Here is a 14,648-nt window from a genome sequence, read left to right as displayed (position 1 = left end):
TAGGGTCGTCGCCATGAACGCGATGTTCGAGGGCTACGGGGGCAACGGGCAGGCCTACGACGAGATGTTCGACGGCGACCAGCTGCGCTCGCCGTACCTGCGCCTGCGGGAGTCGCTCGCGACCCTCACCACGCCCGAGCTGGTCAGCCGGGTCGAGGCGCTGCAGGCCGGCTACCTCGCCCAGGGCGTCACCTTCGACATCGGCGGGGAGGAGCGCGCGTTCCCGCTCGACATCCTGCCGCGCGTCATCGAGCAGGACACCTGGTCGCAGATCGACGCCGGCGTGCAGCAGCGGGTCCGGGCGCTCGAGATGTTCCTCGCCGACGTGTACGACGCGGGCACCGTCTTCGACGACGGCGTGATCCCCCGCCGCGTGATCACGACCTCCAGCCACTACCACCGCGCCTCGGCCGGGGTCCGGCCCCCGAACGGCGTCCGGGTGCACGTGTCGGGCATCGACCTGATCCGCGACAACGCCGGCGAGTTCCGCGTCCTCGAGGACAACGTGCGCGTCCCCTCGGGTGTCTCCTACGTGATGACCAACCGCCGCGCGATCAGCTCGGCGCTGCCCGAGACCATCGCCCAGCACCGGATCCGGCCGGTCGCGGCCTACCCCCAGCGGCTGCTCGCGGCTCTCCGTGCCGCCGCGCCCGCCGGCGTCACCGACCCGAACGTCGTCGTCCTCACCCCCGGCGTCTACAACGGCGCCTACTTCGAGCACGCGCTGCTGGCCCGCACGATGGGCGTCGAGCTCGTCGAGGGCCGCGACCTCGAGTGCCGCCGGGGGCGCGTCATGATGCGCACCACGCAGGGCCTGGCGCCCGTGCACGTCATCTACCGACGCGTCGACGACGAGTTCCTCGACCCGGTGCACTTCCGTGCCGACTCCACGCTCGGCTGCCCGGGCATGATCGACGCCGCCCGGGCCGGCAACGTCACCCTCGCGAACGCCGTCGGCAACGGCGTCGCCGACGACAAGCTCGTCTACACCTACATGCCCGACATCATCCGCTACTACCTGTCGGAGGAACCGGTGCTCAAGAACGTCGACACGTGGCGCGTCGGCGACGCCGAGGCCCGCGAGGAGGTGCTCGACCGGCTCGACGAGCTCGTCCTCAAGCCGGTCGACGGCTCGGGCGGCAAGGGCATCGTCATCGGCCCGCGCGCCACCCGCGCCGAGCTCGACGAGCTGCGCACCAAGATCCTCGCCGCACCGCGCGACTGGATCGCCCAGCCCGTCGTCCAGCTGTCGACGGTGCCGACGTTCGTCGACGGCGAGCTGGGGCCGCGCCACGTCGACCTGCGGCCCTTCGCCGTCAACGACGGCAACCGGGTGTGGGTGCTGCCCGGCGGCCTGACCCGCGTCGCCCTCGCGCGGGGCGAGCTCATCGTGAACTCCTCGCGCGGCGGCGGTTCCAAGGACACCTGGGTGCTCGCCGGCCCCCGGGTCCCGGCCGCCGACCTGACCGACGAGGCCGGGGGCACCGGGGCCGAGGTGCCCGAGGTGCTGGAGGCCGCCGAGCCCCCGCCGCCTCCCCCGCCCGCAGCGACGCAGCCGGAGACACCCGGCCCGGCGCTCACCGCCCTGCACGAGCAGGCCGAGCAGCAGCAGCAGGCCGGCCCGGCCACGAGGAGCCGGCGGGGGCCCCGGTGCTGAGCCGGATCGCGGAGTCGATGTTCTGGATCGGCCGCTACGTCGAGCGCGCGGAGGACACCGCGCGGATCCTCGACGTGCAGACCTCCCTGCTCATCGAGGACGCCACCCTCGACGTCGACGAGACCTGCCACGGGCTGCTGTCGATCATGGGCGTCGAGGACGCCCCCGACCACGTCGACCTGTCCCACGTGCTCACTACGCTGGCCTACGACCTCGCGTCGCCGGTCTCGATCGCGGCCGCCATCGCGGCCGCCCGGGAGAGCGCCCGGCGGGCCCGCGAGACGCTGTCGGTGCCGCTGTGGGAGGCGATCAACACGACCTACCGCGACATCCTCTCGGGCCAGTTCGGGGCCCGCCGGACCCCGCACGTCTTCCAGTGGGTGCGGGAGCGCGCGGCGCTGATCAACGGCACCGCCGACGCGACGATGACCCGCGACGAGGGCTGGCAGTTCCTCATGCTCGGCCGGTGCATCGAGCGGGCCGACATGACCTCGCGGCTGGTCGCCACGGCGTCGGTCACCAGCGGCACCAGCGACCAGTGGACGAGCACGCTGCGCGCGTGCGGCGCCTACGAGGCGTTCCTGCGCACCTACCGCGGGCTCTCGACCGAGCGGGCGGCGGCGGAGTTCCTGCTGCTCGACCGGCTGTTCCCGCGGTCGGTGGTGTTCTCCCTCAACCGCGCCGAGCAGTGCCTGGACAACCTCGAGGCCTCCGGCCCCTCGGGTCAGCGGGCCGGGTTCCAGAACGACGCGCAGCGGCTGCTCGGGCGCACCCGGGCCGAGCTCGAGTACCGCTCGCTCTCCGACGTCGTCGCCGACCTCCCCACCGAGATGGAGCGGCTGCAGCGCACCTGCGCGCTGGCCACCGAGGCGATCACCCGCCGGTTCTTCGCGGGCGCCGAGGCGCTCGCCTGGCACGGGATGGAAGGTGCCTGACCCATGTCGATGCAGCTGCGGATCACCCACGCCACGACGTTCGAGTACGACGGCCGCTCGGTCGCGTCCTACAACCAGGCCCGGCTGACGCCGGTCACCACGCCCGGGCAGATCGTCGTCCACCACCGGCTCGAGATCTCGCCGAAGCCGTGGACCTACGAGTACCGCGACTACTTCGGCGCGGCCGTGACGGCGTTCGAGGTCGTCGACCCGCACGAGGCGATGACGGTGCGGGCCACCTCGACGGTGCAGACCAACCGGCCGGCCGCGCCGCCGCCCACGACCACCTGGGAGGCGCTCGGCACCCGCGAGGTCGCCGACCGGTGGACCGAGTTCCTGACGCTGCCCGACCTCGTCGTCCCGCCGGCCGACTTCGCGCAGCGCGCCAAGCAGGTCGCCGCCGACCACGAGCTCCCCGGCGAGGCCGCGCGCGACCTGTGCGCGCTCGTGCACGACGAGGTCGAGTTCGCGGCCGGCTCGACCGACGTCCGGGCCCCCGCGGCGGCCGCGTGGCAGCAGCGGGCCGGCGTCTGCCAGGACATGGTGCACCTCGTCGTCGGCGGGCTGCGGTCGGTGGGGATCCCCGCGCGCTACGTCTCCGGCTACGTCCACCCCGACGCCGCCCCGGCCGTCGGGACGACCGTGTCGGGGTCCTCCCACGCCTGGGTCGAGTGGTGGGACGACGGCTGGCGCGCCTTCGACCCGTGCCACGACACCGAGCCCGACGACCGCTACGTCTCCCTGGCCCACGGGCGCGACTACGCCGACGTCCGGCCCATCAGCGGGATCTACTCCGGCGCCGCGACCTCCCAGATGACGGTGGCCGTCGACGTCACCCGTCTCGCCTGACGTGGGCGGTTCGCACTCGCACCGGGCGGGCGACGACGACGCCGTCGAGGTCCAGCGCGGCCCCAAGGCGGTGCTGCTCGGCGCGCTCGCCCTCGCGTTCCTGGTGACCGTGGTCGGCGTGGTGTGGCTCTGGCCCGACGGCGACCAGGTCGACGACCTCGCGCAGGACGTCCAGTTCGCCGCGCCCGGCGTCACCTTCCCCGCGGCGGAGGTGCTCGAGGTCGAGGAGCCGTGCCCCGACAACCAGCAGGCCGAGGGGTGCGGCACGATCCGGGTCCGCGTCAGCGAGGGCGAGGACGCCGGCACCGAGACCACCGCCGGCGGCGTGCCGCCCGACGTCCTCGAGAGCGAGCTGCAGGTGGGTGACTCGGTCAAGCTGATCCGGACGCCGCCGCGCGCGGACGCCCCGGGCGGCGGGGCCACCCTCAACTACTTCGGCACCGTCCGGACCCAGCCGGTCGCGCTGCTGCTGCTCGTCTTCGTGGTCGTCGTCCTCGCGGTCGCCCGGCTGCGCGGGCTGATGGCGCTGTTCGGGCTGGCCTTCAGCGCGGGCGTGATCGGGGTGTTCCTGCTGCCCGCGCTGCTGTCGGGCGAGTCGCCGGTGCTGGTCGGCATGGTCGGGTCGGCAGCCATCATGTTCGTGGTCCTCTACACCACCCACGGGTGGTCGCTACGCACGAGCGCGGCGCTCGGCGGCACCCTGGCCGGCATCGGCCTCACGGCGCTGCTCGGCTCGTTCGCGGTCAGCAGCACCCGGCTGACCGGCGTCGCCGACGACGGGTCGAGGGTCCTGAGCACCTTCGCCGGCGACGTGACCTTCCCCGGCCTGTTCGCCTGCGCCATCATCATCGCCGGCCTCGGTGTCCTCAACGACGTGACGATCACCCAGGCCTCCGCGGTGTGGGAGATCCGTGCCGCGGCGCCGGCGATGTCGCGGGCGCAGGTCTTCGCCAGCGGCATGCGGATCGGCCGCGACCACATCGCCTCGACGATCTACACGATCGTCTTCGCCTACGCCGGCACCGCCCTGACGGTGCTGCTCGTGCTCCGCCTCTACCAGCAACCGTTCCTCGACCTGCTCGCCACCGAGGAGATCGGCCAGGAGGTCGTCCGCACCCTCGCCACCAGCATCGCGCTGGTGCTCGCGGTGCCGCTCACCACCGCCATCGCGGTGGCCACGCTGCCACCGGGCCGGGAACCCGCCGAGTGAGCGGACCGTCCCACGGTCGGAGGAGGGACGATGACGAGGACGTCGCGGCTGGTCACCCTGCCGGCACTCGTGCTGACGCTGGTCGTGGCCGGCACGGCCTGGTTCCTCCGCGGCAGCGAGTGGACCGGGACCGCACCCGCGCCGTTCCGTGAGCGGCACGGAGCGGTCGGCGCGTGGACCGGCGAGGGCGCGGCGTCGTCCGGGCTGGTCCGGACTCCCCCGTCCTGAGGATGGACGGCCTCGCACCGCCCGGGCCGCGACCGGTCGGCGTAGCCTCCGGGAATGACGCCGGACCCGGTCGAGTCGCTCCCGCAGCACTACCGCGTCGTGCTCGAGAACGAGCGGGTCCGCGTCCTCGAGTACACCGACCACCCGGGTGACCGGACGACGACCCACCGGCACCCCGACAGCGTGATGATCACCCTGTCGTCGTTCCGCCGGACGCTGCGGGCCGGCGGGACCGAGGTGGACGTCGAGCTCCCGGCCGGCACGGCCCGGTGGCTCGACGCCCAGGAGCACAGCGGGCACAACATCGGCGACACCGACACCCACGTGGTGTTCGTGGAGCTCAAGGAGCCCCCCGGTCCCGGACCCCGGCGGCCCCCGCGGCTCGGGCCGACCGACTGACGACCAGTCCCGGGCGGCGACGTACCGCTATCCTGCTGGAGCGAACGGGCCGGCCGGGCGACCGCGTGGACCAGGAGAGATCCGGGTCCCCGAGGAAGGTCCGGGCTCCGCAGAGCAGGGCGGTGGGTAACACCCACCCGGGGCAACCCGCGGGACAGTGCCACAGAGAACAGACCGCCTCCCGACGGCAACCGAGGGAGGTAAGGGTGAAACGGTGGAGCAAGAGACCACCAGCACGCCGGGCGACCGGCGTGGCTCGGCAAACCCCGCCCGGAGCAAGATCAGACAGCGCACGTCCGAGGGCTGCTCGCCCGAGTGCGCGGGTAGATCGCTGGAGGCCGTCGGCAACGACGGTCGTAGATGGATGGTCGCCCCTCGGCTCGCCGAGGACAGAACCCGGCCTACAGGCCGGCCCGTTCGCACTGGGCCCCTGACCTGCGACACCATCGATCCAGCGAATGGGTCGGACTCAGGTCGGACTCAGCTCCAGACTCGACGACGGACCCAGCGACGCTGTCGATGGCGTCGCGCGGGGAGAGAAGCCGTTGATGCGGGTATCGACTCCCAACGCCAGTGCGGGTGGGCACACAGCAATCTGTGTGCCCACCCGGCAGAGGATGGTCAGGGCCGATAGGTGACGCCTTCGGCGATCTGGATGACCTGATCACGGGTGAGACTGGCAGGGGCCTGGACCGAGAACGTCTGTCCGCTTGTCGTCTGGGCCACCAGGATCCAGGTGGGGTCGCCGCCGTGATCTGAGTCTTGTCGACCGATGGCCGCCGGCGTCGCGTTGACGGTGAGGTTCCCGACTTCACGGGCACCGTACCCGGAGAGGTCGGAGCTGGCCCGAGGTGTGAGTGCCACCGTCAGGCCATCACGGGCGTCGCCGTCGGGTGCCACGAACACGAGGATCCGGTCTGCCTGGTAGGTGGCGAGGGTCCAGCCCTCGGGGGCGACGGCGAGAGACAGGTCAACGGGCTGCGGCTTGTCCTGCAGCGACTCGGCGAAGGCTTCGACGCGGGCGGGGTCGGCGTAGTCGCCCGAACCCGTGACCGCAGTCCAGTCGCCGTCATCGCCCTCCCAGATCATGCTCACTGCCGCAGCACCCTGCGGAGTTCCGCCGTAGACGGTGCGGTTGACGATGCGGGCCTCGTGCCCGTCGATGTCGGTGGTGGGCGAGTCGTCGGGGATGTCCCAGTAGCCGTCGTCCTCGACGTCGGTGACGATGCTGAGTCCGTTCGTGATCGGCCCGTAGCGGGCTGCCACAAACCTGTCTGCTTCGCGTTCGAAGACGGGGTCACCCAGTGCGTCGGGCAGCGCCGTAGGGGTCAAGGGAAAGGTCAGCGGGTCGACCGATGCGACCGCAACCGAACCGTCAGAGCCGACGAGGGCTGGGGTGGTGGTCACCCCGACGGCAGCGACTGCTGCGGCGGCAGCAACGGCGACCAGAGGCAGGCGGCGACGCGGTAGACGGGTGGGTCCAGGCGCTTCTGCCATGGCGTCGTCGAGGCGCTGACGGGCTGCACTCATCGCGGCATCGGAAGGGCTGGTCGGCGGTCGGGGACCGAAACGGTCGAGGAGGTCGAGGTCGTTCATCGCAGTGCTCCCTGCAGGTCGTCGAGGACGGGCCGTAGCTGTTGACGGGCCCGGTGGAGACGGGACCGCACGGTCCCAAGGGGGATGGCAAGGGCAGAAGCGACCTCGGTCTGGTCGAGCTGCCCCCAGGCCATCAACAGGAGGACATCGCGGTCGGCTGGCTTCAGCGCCGCCAGTGCCTCTGCGAGACGGGGCCGCAACGCTGCCGCGTCCGCCGACGAAACGGCCTCATGGGAGGAATCCGCTGCGACAACCGTCAGAGGCACCCGTGCAGAGGCGCGGTACCGGGTGGCCTCGGCTCGGTGGTGTTGGCGAACGAGGTTGGTAGCGATCCCGTACAGCCACGGGCGTGCGTCAGCCAGCTCCGCCCGGTACTTCGCCCGCGACTCGAAGGCGATCACGAAGAGGTCGCCGAGCAGGTCATCGGCCCGGTCACCCAACCTTCGGCTGAGGAACCGGTGCATCTGCGCGGCATGACGCTCGAACACCTCGCCGAACACCTCGGGCTGCTCCAGCGAGTCAGCGATGAGTGAATGGTCGTCGACAAGCGGGGGCGGTGGGCACTCCGGCGGTCTCAGCGACTGGTTAGCAGCTCTCATACTCACTTCATCGCGCTCCACGCCGAAACTGTTCACGAACTGCCCGACCAGCCGAGATTGGGGCTGCTGACCATGCGGCAGGCATGCCCGCGTAGCGCCCGATCATGCCGCGACGGGGGCGTTCTCGCCGAGAGTCTGGCGCTCGACCACGTGGCACGCTTCGGCCATGACGGCCAGTAGGCGCGGCAGGCGGATACGGCCCGGGCTTCGGTCGACGAAGAACGAAGGCCCGCTCACGGGGGCGACTCAGTGCACCAGAACAGCGAGGACGTCGCCGACAGGGCAGGTAGTGTTCGTGACCGTGCTGTCCCTCACCTACCTGAGCTCCGCGACCAAGCTGCTCACGGGTGACCAGCTGGCCGAGCTGCTGGTCGCGTGGCGCGTCAGCAACGCTCAGGAGGGTCTGACCGGCATGTTGTTCTACAGCGGCGGCAACATCATCCAGACCCTCGAGGGACCGGACGAGGCCGTCGTCGCCACCTTCGAGACGATCGAGGCGGACCCCCGGCACACCGGGATCATCGAGGTGTTGCGCGACCCGCTCGATCAGCGCTCGTTCCCGGACTGGTCGATGGGCTTCAACGACATCACCGGGATCGCCGTCGACCACCTCGACGGATTCAACGACTTCCTGCAGCTGCCCCCCGGCGACGACGCGCCCGGCACCCAGCACGTGAGCACGATGTTGAGCGTGTTCAAGCGCTACAACCGCATCTGAGGTCGCCCCTCCGCCAGGTCGGTGTTTCTCGTCCGCGTCGCGTGACTGCTCGGTGACTGAAAACGCCGTGCGACGGGCGCGCGCAGCGGGTGCAGCCCACGATGCCCATCGAGACAACGACGACGATCGGCACGGCGACTTAGCCGACGCTCGACGCTTCGGGTTCTCGGTGGCGATGCCTGCGTCCCGGCCGACCCGGAGCTCGACCGCCTTCTCGATGCGGCGACGGCTGCCCCCAGCTCGGAGTCATCCACAGATGTCCGAACACAGCGTCGATTGTCCGTCGCGCGGCGTAGAATCGGACCATGAGCAAGCACCACGACGACCACCACGACGGACACCCCGTCGCCCGGTTCGTCGCGGTCCTCGAGGCCGAGCTCGCGGCCCTGGTGGATGCTCCGACGTGGTCGCTGGACCCCGCTGCGACCGCCGACCTGGTGCCGCGGCTGGCACAGGTGGTGGCCGGGGTCCAGGAGCTCGAGGCCCGGGTCCTCGGGCACGCCGGGGTCCTCGACCTGCCGGCCACGATCGGGGCCAGGTCGCTCGCCGCGTGGCTCGCGCGGGTCACCCGGGTCACCGGCGGAGAAGCGTCCCGCAAGGTCCGGCTGGCCGGGGACCTCGCCGCCCACGAACCCACCCGGGTCGCGATGGCTGCGGGTCGGGTGCACGCCGAGCAGGCGAGGGTCATCGCCGCCGCCGTCGGCGACCTCGACGGCGACCACGCCCAGTGGCGTGAGAAGGCCGAGGCGCACCTGCTCGGCGAGGCCGCCCACCACGACGCCCACGACCTGAAGACCCTCGGCCGGCGGATCCTGGAGACCATCGACCCCGACCGGGCCGACGACCACGAAGCGAAGCTCTTGGAGGCCGAGGAGGCTCGGGCCCGCAAGCGCACCACGTTCACGCTGTGGGACGACGGCGAGGGCCTCGCCCACGGCCGGTTCACCATGCCATCCGTCCAGGCCTCCATGCTGAGGAAGGCACTGGCCGCGATCGCCGCGCCCAAGCACGTCCGCGCCGAGCACGGCGCCGGGACGTACGACCACGAGAGGCCGACCCCGGAGAGGCTGGGGCAGGCGTTCTGCGAGTACGTCGAGCGCTACCCCACCGACCAGCTCCCGAGCCTCGGCGGGACCAGTGCGACCGTCGTGGTCACGATGACCCTCGAGACCCTCCTCGGCGGCCTCGCCGCGCACCTCGACACCGGCGTCGCCCTCTCACCCGCTCAGGCCCGCCGGATGGCCTGCGACGCCGGGATCATCCCCGCCGTCCTCGACGGACAGGGCCAGGTCCTCGACCTCGGCAGGAAGCGCCGCTTCCACACCCCCGCCCAACGCCTTGCGATCGCCCTCGAGCAGCGTCACTGCCAACACCCCACCTGCACCACCCCCGCCGCCTACTGCCACACCCACCACGGCACCCCCTGGTCCAAAGGCGGCCGGACCGACACCCACGACGCCGCACTCCTCTGCCCCTTCCACCACCACCAGGCCCACCGCGCGGCCCACGCCAGCGGAGTCACCCACCCACTCCGCACCTAGGACCGACAGCGACGTCGTGCGGCGAGCGAGGTCCCAGCTGCCAGCAGCGGGTGCCGTCGGGGTGCTTTCCGGTCAATTGACCGATGCCGTCACATTTCTGGCGAGCCAGAGGTAATGTCCGTCAAACACCACGCTCTGTCGTGTCCGGATCGTCGGCGCCGACTTGGCGGTCCTCGTCCGATCTCGTGACCGGAGCACCCATGTCGCTCGCTCTCCCCTCGTCCCGACGTCATCTCGGCGCCACGCTGGCTCTCGGAGTCGCCGCCTGGCTCGTCCTGGCCCCCGGGGCAGGCATCGCCCACGCCGACCCGACCGTCGTCCCCCTCGGCGTCGCGCGCGAGTTCTCGGTCCTCGCCGGCTCCACCATCACCAACACCGGGCCCTCGACGGTCAACCGCAGCATCGGCCTGCACCCGGGCACCGACATCACCGGGGCCGGCTCGCTCGTCGTCGGCGGCACGACCCACGCCGGCGACCAGCGCGCCCAGACCGCCAAGGCCGACCTGACCACGGCGTACAACAACGCCGCCGGACAGTCCCCGCGGACCGCCGCCGACAGCGAGCTCGGTGGCGAGACCCTCGTCGGCGGCATCTACCGGCGCCCGGCCGCGATGGCCCTGAACGGCGTCCTCACCCTCGACGGCCAGAACGACCCCGACTCGGTGTGGGTCTTCCAGGCCGGCTCGACGCTGACCACCGGCTCGGGCAGCTCGGTCGTGCTCGTGCGGGGCGCCGACCCGTGCAACGTGTTCTGGCAGGTCGGGAGCTCGGCCACCATCGGCACCACGACGCGGTTCGTCGGCACGATCATGGCGGACCAGAGCATCACGATGCAGACCGGCGCCCGGCTCCGAGGACGCGCGCTGGCGCGCATCGGCGCGGTGACCCTCGACACCAACGTGATCACCTCGCCGCTGTGCAACGACGACGACACCGACGGTGGGGACGACGACGGCAGTGACGGCGGCGGTGGCGGTGGAGACAACGGCGGAGACAACGGCGGAGACAACGGCGGCGACAACGGCGGCGGTGGCGGCGGAGACAACGGCGGAGACAACGGCGGCGGCGGAAGTGACGGCGGCGGCGGAGACAACGGCGACGGCGACGGCGACGACGACAGCGGCGGTGGCGGCGGCGACAGCAGCGGTGGCGGCGGCCAGATCGACAGCCCGCCGTCCGGCGGTGTCCCGACCGGCGAGGCCGCCGGCGAGACCGGCGAGCACCTGGACACCCTCGTGCTCACCGCGGCCCTCGCGGGCGCACTCGCCCTGGCCGGGACGACCGCGCTGCGGCGTCGCCGGTCCCGGTGACCCAGCACCGACGGACACGCCGTCGGTCGGGGTGGGTCGCGGCAGCACTGGCCGCGGGAGCCACCGCCGCGGTCGTGACGGCGACCACGTTCCTTCTCGCCACGGGGTCGACGCCGGCCGCGGGACCCGACGTCCCCACGTCGCGCCCAGCGCCGTCGGACCCGACGCCGTCGGACGTCACGTCGACGACGGCAGCCGAGAGATCGCGTCCCTCCGCGACGCCACCGGCCGCCGCGGCGGCGGGTCGCGTCGAGGCCGGCGACCGGCCGGGGCCTCCCGGGCTCCTGCCGCAGTCCCACCCCGAGCGCCTGCTCATCCCGACGATCGGCGTCGACGTCGACGTCATGGACCTCGGCCTGATGCCGGACGGGACGCTCGAGGTGCCCCCCGGCGCGTTCCCCGCCGGCTGGTACGACGGCTCGCCCACCCCCGGTGAGCTCGGACCGGCCATCCTGGCCGGCCACGTCCACTACGACGAGTCGCCCGGGGTCTTCAAACGCCTCGGCGAGCTCGGGCCCGGCGACGAGGTGGACGTGCTCCGCGCGGACGGCAGCACGGCGGTCTTCACCGTCACCCGCACCGCGGACTTCGCCAAGAGCTCGTTCCCCACCGAGACCGTCTACGGCGACATCGACCACGCCGGGCTCCGCCTCATCACCTGTGGTGGCCTCGACGCGGCGACCGGCACCTACGAGGACAACGTGGTCGTCTTCGCCGAGCTCTCGGGCACCCGCTCGCCCTGAGGGCCGTCGGCTCGGCGCCGCGCCGCCGCCCTGGCCCGCCGCGACCCGCCGATGAGTTCGGCGCGCTCGGACGGTCAACGCTGTGCCGACCACCGCACGGACGAGGAGCACCGATGACACAGCTGGTCCGGGTCCACAACTTCGCCGTGTCCAGCGACGGGTACGCCGCCGGCGAGGGACAGAGCCTCGCGCGTCCCTTCGGCCATGCCGACCCGATGCGGATGATGAGCTGGGCGGGCGCGACGGCGAGCTGGCCCAACCGGACCGACCCCGGCGGCAGTCGCGGGCTGGACGACTACCTGGTCCGCGACTTCCACCGCAACATCGGCGCCGAGATCATGGGGCGCAACAAGTTCAGCCCCCACCGCGGCCCCTGGACCGACCACGCGTGGCAGGGCTGGTGGGGCGACGAGCCGCCGTTCCACACCCCGGTCCTCGTGATGACCCACCACGAGCGAGCGTCGTTCACGCTCTCGGACACGACCTTCCACTTCGTCAGCGGTAGCCCCGGCGAGGTGCTGGAGCGCGCGCTCGAGGCCGCCGACGGCCGGGACGTCCGCCTCGGCGGCGGGGCCGACACCGTGCGGCAGTTCCTGGACGCCGGCCTCGTCGACACCCTGCACGTCGCCGTCGCACCCCTGGAGCTCGGCGCCGGGTCCCGGCTGTGGGAGTCCCCCGACGAGCTGGACGACCGCTACCAGCACGACGTCGTCCCGCGTCCCGACGGCACGGTGCACCACCTCTACTGGCGCGACTGACGGCCCGCAGGGCACCAGGGTGTGCGGTCGGGTGCCGTCAGGTCCGGGCGACGGCGCTCACGCGGTCCCGGACCGTCGGTGCCTGCGAGGACGTGGCGTACACGTCGAAGCTGCGACGCGTGCCCGCCCGGGCCGCAGGACGCCTGCTCACCACGGCGACCAGCACCACGGACTGACCCGGTGCGAGGCGGTCGGTCAGGTAGCGACCCCCGACGACGGCCCCGGTCACGTCGCGACGACCCACCCGGTAGGTGACCGCGAGGTGCTTGTTCCCCGCCGACGCGCGGACCGACAGACGGTCGGCCGCGTCGCCCCGGTTGGTCAGGCGCACCTGGAACGTCGCCGCCCGCCGGCGCGGCACGGTCTGGCTCACCTGCTGGACGGTGGGGTGGTAGGCGCCGGACCCGACGAAGCTCCCCGACGAGCCGCGAACGGCGGCGTCCGGTCGGAACCGGGGCGGCGTGACCACGGGCGGGACCACCGGCGGCACGACGGGGGGTGTGCCGACCGTCAGGGTCTGCGTCGCGGTGCTGGTGTTGCCGGCCGCATCGGTCACCGATGCCACCACGGGGTAGGTCCCGGCGGGCATCGCCGTCGCGCTCACGCTCCAGGCTCCGCCGGTGCGGACGACGGCGACGAGCTCCTGCGAGCCCACCGCGAGCCGCACCTGCGTGCCGGCCTTCTCCCCCGAGGTCCCGTAGGTCCACGGGGACGTGTCGGACGTCGTCCGCGCCGTGCCGCCGTCGATGGTCACGACCGGGAGCGTGACGTCCACGTCGAGGACCTGGAGCGCGCTGCCCCAGTTCCCGGCCGCGTCGCGCACCGATGCCTCGACGAGGTGGGAGGACTCGGTCAACGGACCGGCCACGACGCTCCACGTGCCGTCGGCGCCGACGGTCGAGGCGAGCTCCTGGCCCGCGACCGCGACCCGGACCGCCGTCCCGGCACGCTCGTCGGTCGTGCCCGAGATGGTGGGGGTGGTGTCGTCGGTGGCCCGCGGCGCGGGTCCGTCGAGACCGACCGCCGGCGCGGTGACGTCGACGGTGAGCACCTGGCTCGCCGTCCCGACGTTCTGCGAGGCGTCGGCGACGGAGACCACCACGACGTGGTCGCCCTCGACCAGCGCGGCCGTGCTGACGCTCCAGGTCCCGCCGGCCGTCGTCCTGGTGAGCAGCTCCTGACCGGCGACGGCGACCGACACCTGGCTGCCGGCCGGCTCGTCGACCAGCCCGGTGATCGGCGGCGTCGTGTCGTTGCTCGACCGGGCCGCGCCTCCGTCGATCGTGAGGACCGGCGCCGTCAGGTCGTCCTTGGGCTCGATGAGGGGGTTGTCGGTGAGGGCGACCGTCCCGGGGGTCAGCACCCTTCCCTTGAGCGAGACGCCGGCCCCCAGGGTCACCGCGCCGGCGCCGAGGAAGGTGCCGACGAAGGTGGCACCGGCGCCGAGCGAGACCGCTCCCACGACCTGCCAGACCACGTTGTTGGCCAGGGCGCCGTTCTTGAGCACCACCTTCGTGGCGGCCGCCGAGCTGAACGCTGCCCCGACCTGGAACACGAACACCGCGCTCGCGTCACCACCGGCGTCCAGCGTGATCGTGCCCGTGTTGGTGAACGCCGCGATCGTGGTGTGCACGCCCGGGCCGAAGGTCTTGCCGGCCTGGTCCCCGGTGAACGTCGTGGTGCTCGTCTGGCCCACGGCCGCGTCGTAGGCGGTCGCCCGGTCCTCCTGGGCGGTGGCGGCGCCGGCGTCCTTGTCGTGGGTGGCGCCCTCGACCTTGCCGGGCGGGAAACCCGCGATGACGCCGGCCGGGCTCAGGCCCAGGTCCTTGGCCAGCACGGTGCCGGGGCCGGTGTTCGCGACCCCGGCGCCCGCGAGGACGGAGAAGTCGGCGGCGGCGCCGAGGTCGACCCACGCGGCCGAGACGGCGGGTGCGGCGGGCGGTGCGGGTGCGGCGGAGGCCGGAGCGAGCGACCCTGCGACGAGCAGCCCGCAGAGACCCACCCCCACTCGCACGGTCCGGGTGGCGCGCTCACGGGGGAATCGAGACGGACTCGTCATGGAGTGCCTTCGGTCGAGGTACCGCGAAGCTCAGCCGGGAGACCCA

14 protein-coding genes and 1 other RNA gene are annotated in these 14,648 nt (G+C 72.6%); 12 read left to right on the top strand and 3 right to left on the bottom strand.

From position 1 onward, the window contains the following. The first annotated feature begins 13 nt into the window (after positions 1–13). The 7 genes from E4623_RS16390 to rnpB all read left to right on the top strand — a co-directional run bounded on the left by E4623_RS16390 (position 14) and on the right by rnpB (position 5,698). Positions 14–1,657 carry a circularly permuted type 2 ATP-grasp protein gene (locus E4623_RS16390; RefSeq protein WP_134767600.1) on the top strand — a complete coding sequence of 548 codons (1,644 nt, stop codon included), beginning with the start codon at positions 14–16 and terminating at the stop codon, positions 1,655–1,657. Then, the gene (locus tag E4623_RS16385) at positions 1,651–2,592 is read left to right on the top strand and encodes an alpha-E domain-containing protein (protein ID WP_134767599.1); all 942 of its coding nucleotides are present in this window, start codon (positions 1,651–1,653) and stop codon (positions 2,590–2,592) included. Before E4623_RS16390 ends, E4623_RS16385 begins: the two co-directional genes overlap by 7 nt. Positions 2,593–2,595: 3 nt before the next feature. Continuing rightward, a complete protein-coding gene (locus tag E4623_RS16380; RefSeq protein WP_134767598.1) occupies positions 2,596–3,441 on the top strand; it encodes a transglutaminase family protein in 846 nt (281 codons plus the stop codon). A gap of 1 nt (position 3,442) precedes the next feature. After that, positions 3,443–4,651 carry a YibE/F family protein gene (locus tag E4623_RS16375; RefSeq protein ID WP_134767597.1) on the top strand — a complete coding sequence of 403 codons (1,209 nt, stop codon included), beginning with the start codon at positions 3,443–3,445 and terminating at the stop codon, positions 4,649–4,651. A 30-nt stretch (positions 4,652–4,681) separates the two neighbouring features. Next, complete coding sequence (locus tag E4623_RS16370; protein WP_134767596.1) at positions 4,682–4,879, top strand: hypothetical protein; 198 nt, start codon at positions 4,682–4,684, stop codon at positions 4,877–4,879. A gap of 54 nt (positions 4,880–4,933) precedes the next feature. Then, positions 4,934–5,278 (top strand): cytoplasmic protein, encoded by a 345-nt coding sequence (locus E4623_RS16365; protein WP_134767595.1) that lies wholly within the window; start codon positions 4,934–4,936, stop codon positions 5,276–5,278. Between the two features lie 45 nt (positions 5,279–5,323). Continuing rightward, an RNA gene (rnpB, locus tag E4623_RS16360) (RNase P RNA component class A) lies at positions 5,324–5,698 on the top strand. A 201-nt stretch (positions 5,699–5,899) separates the two neighbouring features. Here rnpB and E4623_RS16355 read toward each other — a convergent pair. Both E4623_RS16355 and E4623_RS16350 read right to left on the bottom strand, forming a co-directional pair. Next, the gene (locus E4623_RS16355; RefSeq protein ID WP_134767594.1) at positions 5,900–6,874 is read right to left on the bottom strand and encodes a hypothetical protein; all 975 of its coding nucleotides are present in this window, start codon (positions 6,872–6,874) and stop codon (positions 5,900–5,902) included. Continuing rightward, a complete protein-coding gene (locus E4623_RS16350) occupies positions 6,871–7,494 on the bottom strand; it encodes an RNA polymerase sigma factor (RefSeq protein ID WP_245155121.1) in 624 nt (207 codons plus the stop codon). The genes E4623_RS16355 and E4623_RS16350 overlap by 4 nt, the downstream gene beginning before the upstream one ends. A gap of 274 nt (positions 7,495–7,768) precedes the next feature. On the opposite strand from E4623_RS16350, the gene E4623_RS16345 reads away from it, so the two are divergent. The 5 genes from E4623_RS16345 (at position 7,769) to E4623_RS16325 (ending at position 12,543) form a co-directional block, all read left to right on the top strand. Then, positions 7,769–8,191, top strand: coding sequence for a BLUF domain-containing protein (locus tag E4623_RS16345; RefSeq protein WP_167736683.1), 423 nt, complete (start codon positions 7,769–7,771; stop codon positions 8,189–8,191). A gap of 305 nt (positions 8,192–8,496) precedes the next feature. Beyond that, a complete protein-coding gene (locus E4623_RS16340; protein WP_134767592.1) occupies positions 8,497–9,732 on the top strand; it encodes an HNH endonuclease signature motif containing protein in 1,236 nt (411 codons plus the stop codon). 200 nt (positions 9,733–9,932) lie between these two features. Continuing rightward, the gene (locus tag E4623_RS16335; RefSeq protein ID WP_134767591.1) at positions 9,933–11,042 is read left to right on the top strand and encodes an ice-binding family protein; all 1,110 of its coding nucleotides are present in this window, start codon (positions 9,933–9,935) and stop codon (positions 11,040–11,042) included. A gap of 74 nt (positions 11,043–11,116) precedes the next feature. Next, positions 11,117–11,785: a class F sortase gene (locus E4623_RS16330; protein ID WP_209020711.1), complete on the top strand. Its 669-nt coding sequence runs from the start codon at positions 11,117–11,119 to the stop codon at positions 11,783–11,785. A 113-nt stretch (positions 11,786–11,898) separates the two neighbouring features. Beyond that, positions 11,899–12,543, top strand: coding sequence for a dihydrofolate reductase family protein (locus tag E4623_RS16325; RefSeq protein ID WP_134767590.1), 645 nt, complete (start codon positions 11,899–11,901; stop codon positions 12,541–12,543). A gap of 37 nt (positions 12,544–12,580) precedes the next feature. Here E4623_RS16325 and E4623_RS16320 read toward each other — a convergent pair whose 3' ends face one another. Further along, on the bottom strand, positions 12,581–14,545 hold the full coding sequence (locus tag E4623_RS16320) for an ice-binding family protein (RefSeq protein WP_167736682.1): 1,965 nt from the start codon (positions 14,543–14,545) through the stop codon (positions 12,581–12,583). Positions 14,546–14,648 lie beyond the last annotated feature (103 nt).

The sequence above is a fragment of the Nocardioides sp. 1609 genome (genome assembly GCF_004522105.1).
GTDB lineage: Bacteria > Actinomycetota > Actinomycetes > Propionibacteriales > Nocardioidaceae > Nocardioides.
This window is presented reverse-complemented; position numbering and strand designations above follow the sequence as displayed.

Bases quoted from the DNA above. Each gene is read 5' to 3' on its own strand.
- E4623_RS16390 (WP_134767600.1), top strand. From the start codon at position 14: ATGAACGCGATGTTCGAGGGCTACGGGGGCAACGGGCAGGCCTACGAC.
- E4623_RS16340 (WP_134767592.1), top strand. From the start codon at position 8,497: ATGAGCAAGCACCACGACGACCACCACGACGGACACCCCGTCGCCCGG.
- E4623_RS16365 (WP_134767595.1), top strand. From the start codon at position 4,934: ATGACGCCGGACCCGGTCGAGTCGCTCCCGCAGCACTACCGCGTCGTG.
- E4623_RS16380 (WP_134767598.1), top strand. From the start codon at position 2,596: ATGTCGATGCAGCTGCGGATCACCCACGCCACGACGTTCGAGTACGAC.
- E4623_RS16370 (WP_134767596.1), top strand. From the start codon at position 4,682: ATGACGAGGACGTCGCGGCTGGTCACCCTGCCGGCACTCGTGCTGACG.
- E4623_RS16325 (WP_134767590.1), top strand. From the start codon at position 11,899: ATGACACAGCTGGTCCGGGTCCACAACTTCGCCGTGTCCAGCGACGGG.
- E4623_RS16355 (WP_134767594.1), bottom strand. From the start codon at position 6,874: ATGAACGACCTCGACCTCCTCGACCGTTTCGGTCCCCGACCGCCGACC.
- E4623_RS16335 (WP_134767591.1), top strand. From the start codon at position 9,933: ATGTCGCTCGCTCTCCCCTCGTCCCGACGTCATCTCGGCGCCACGCTG.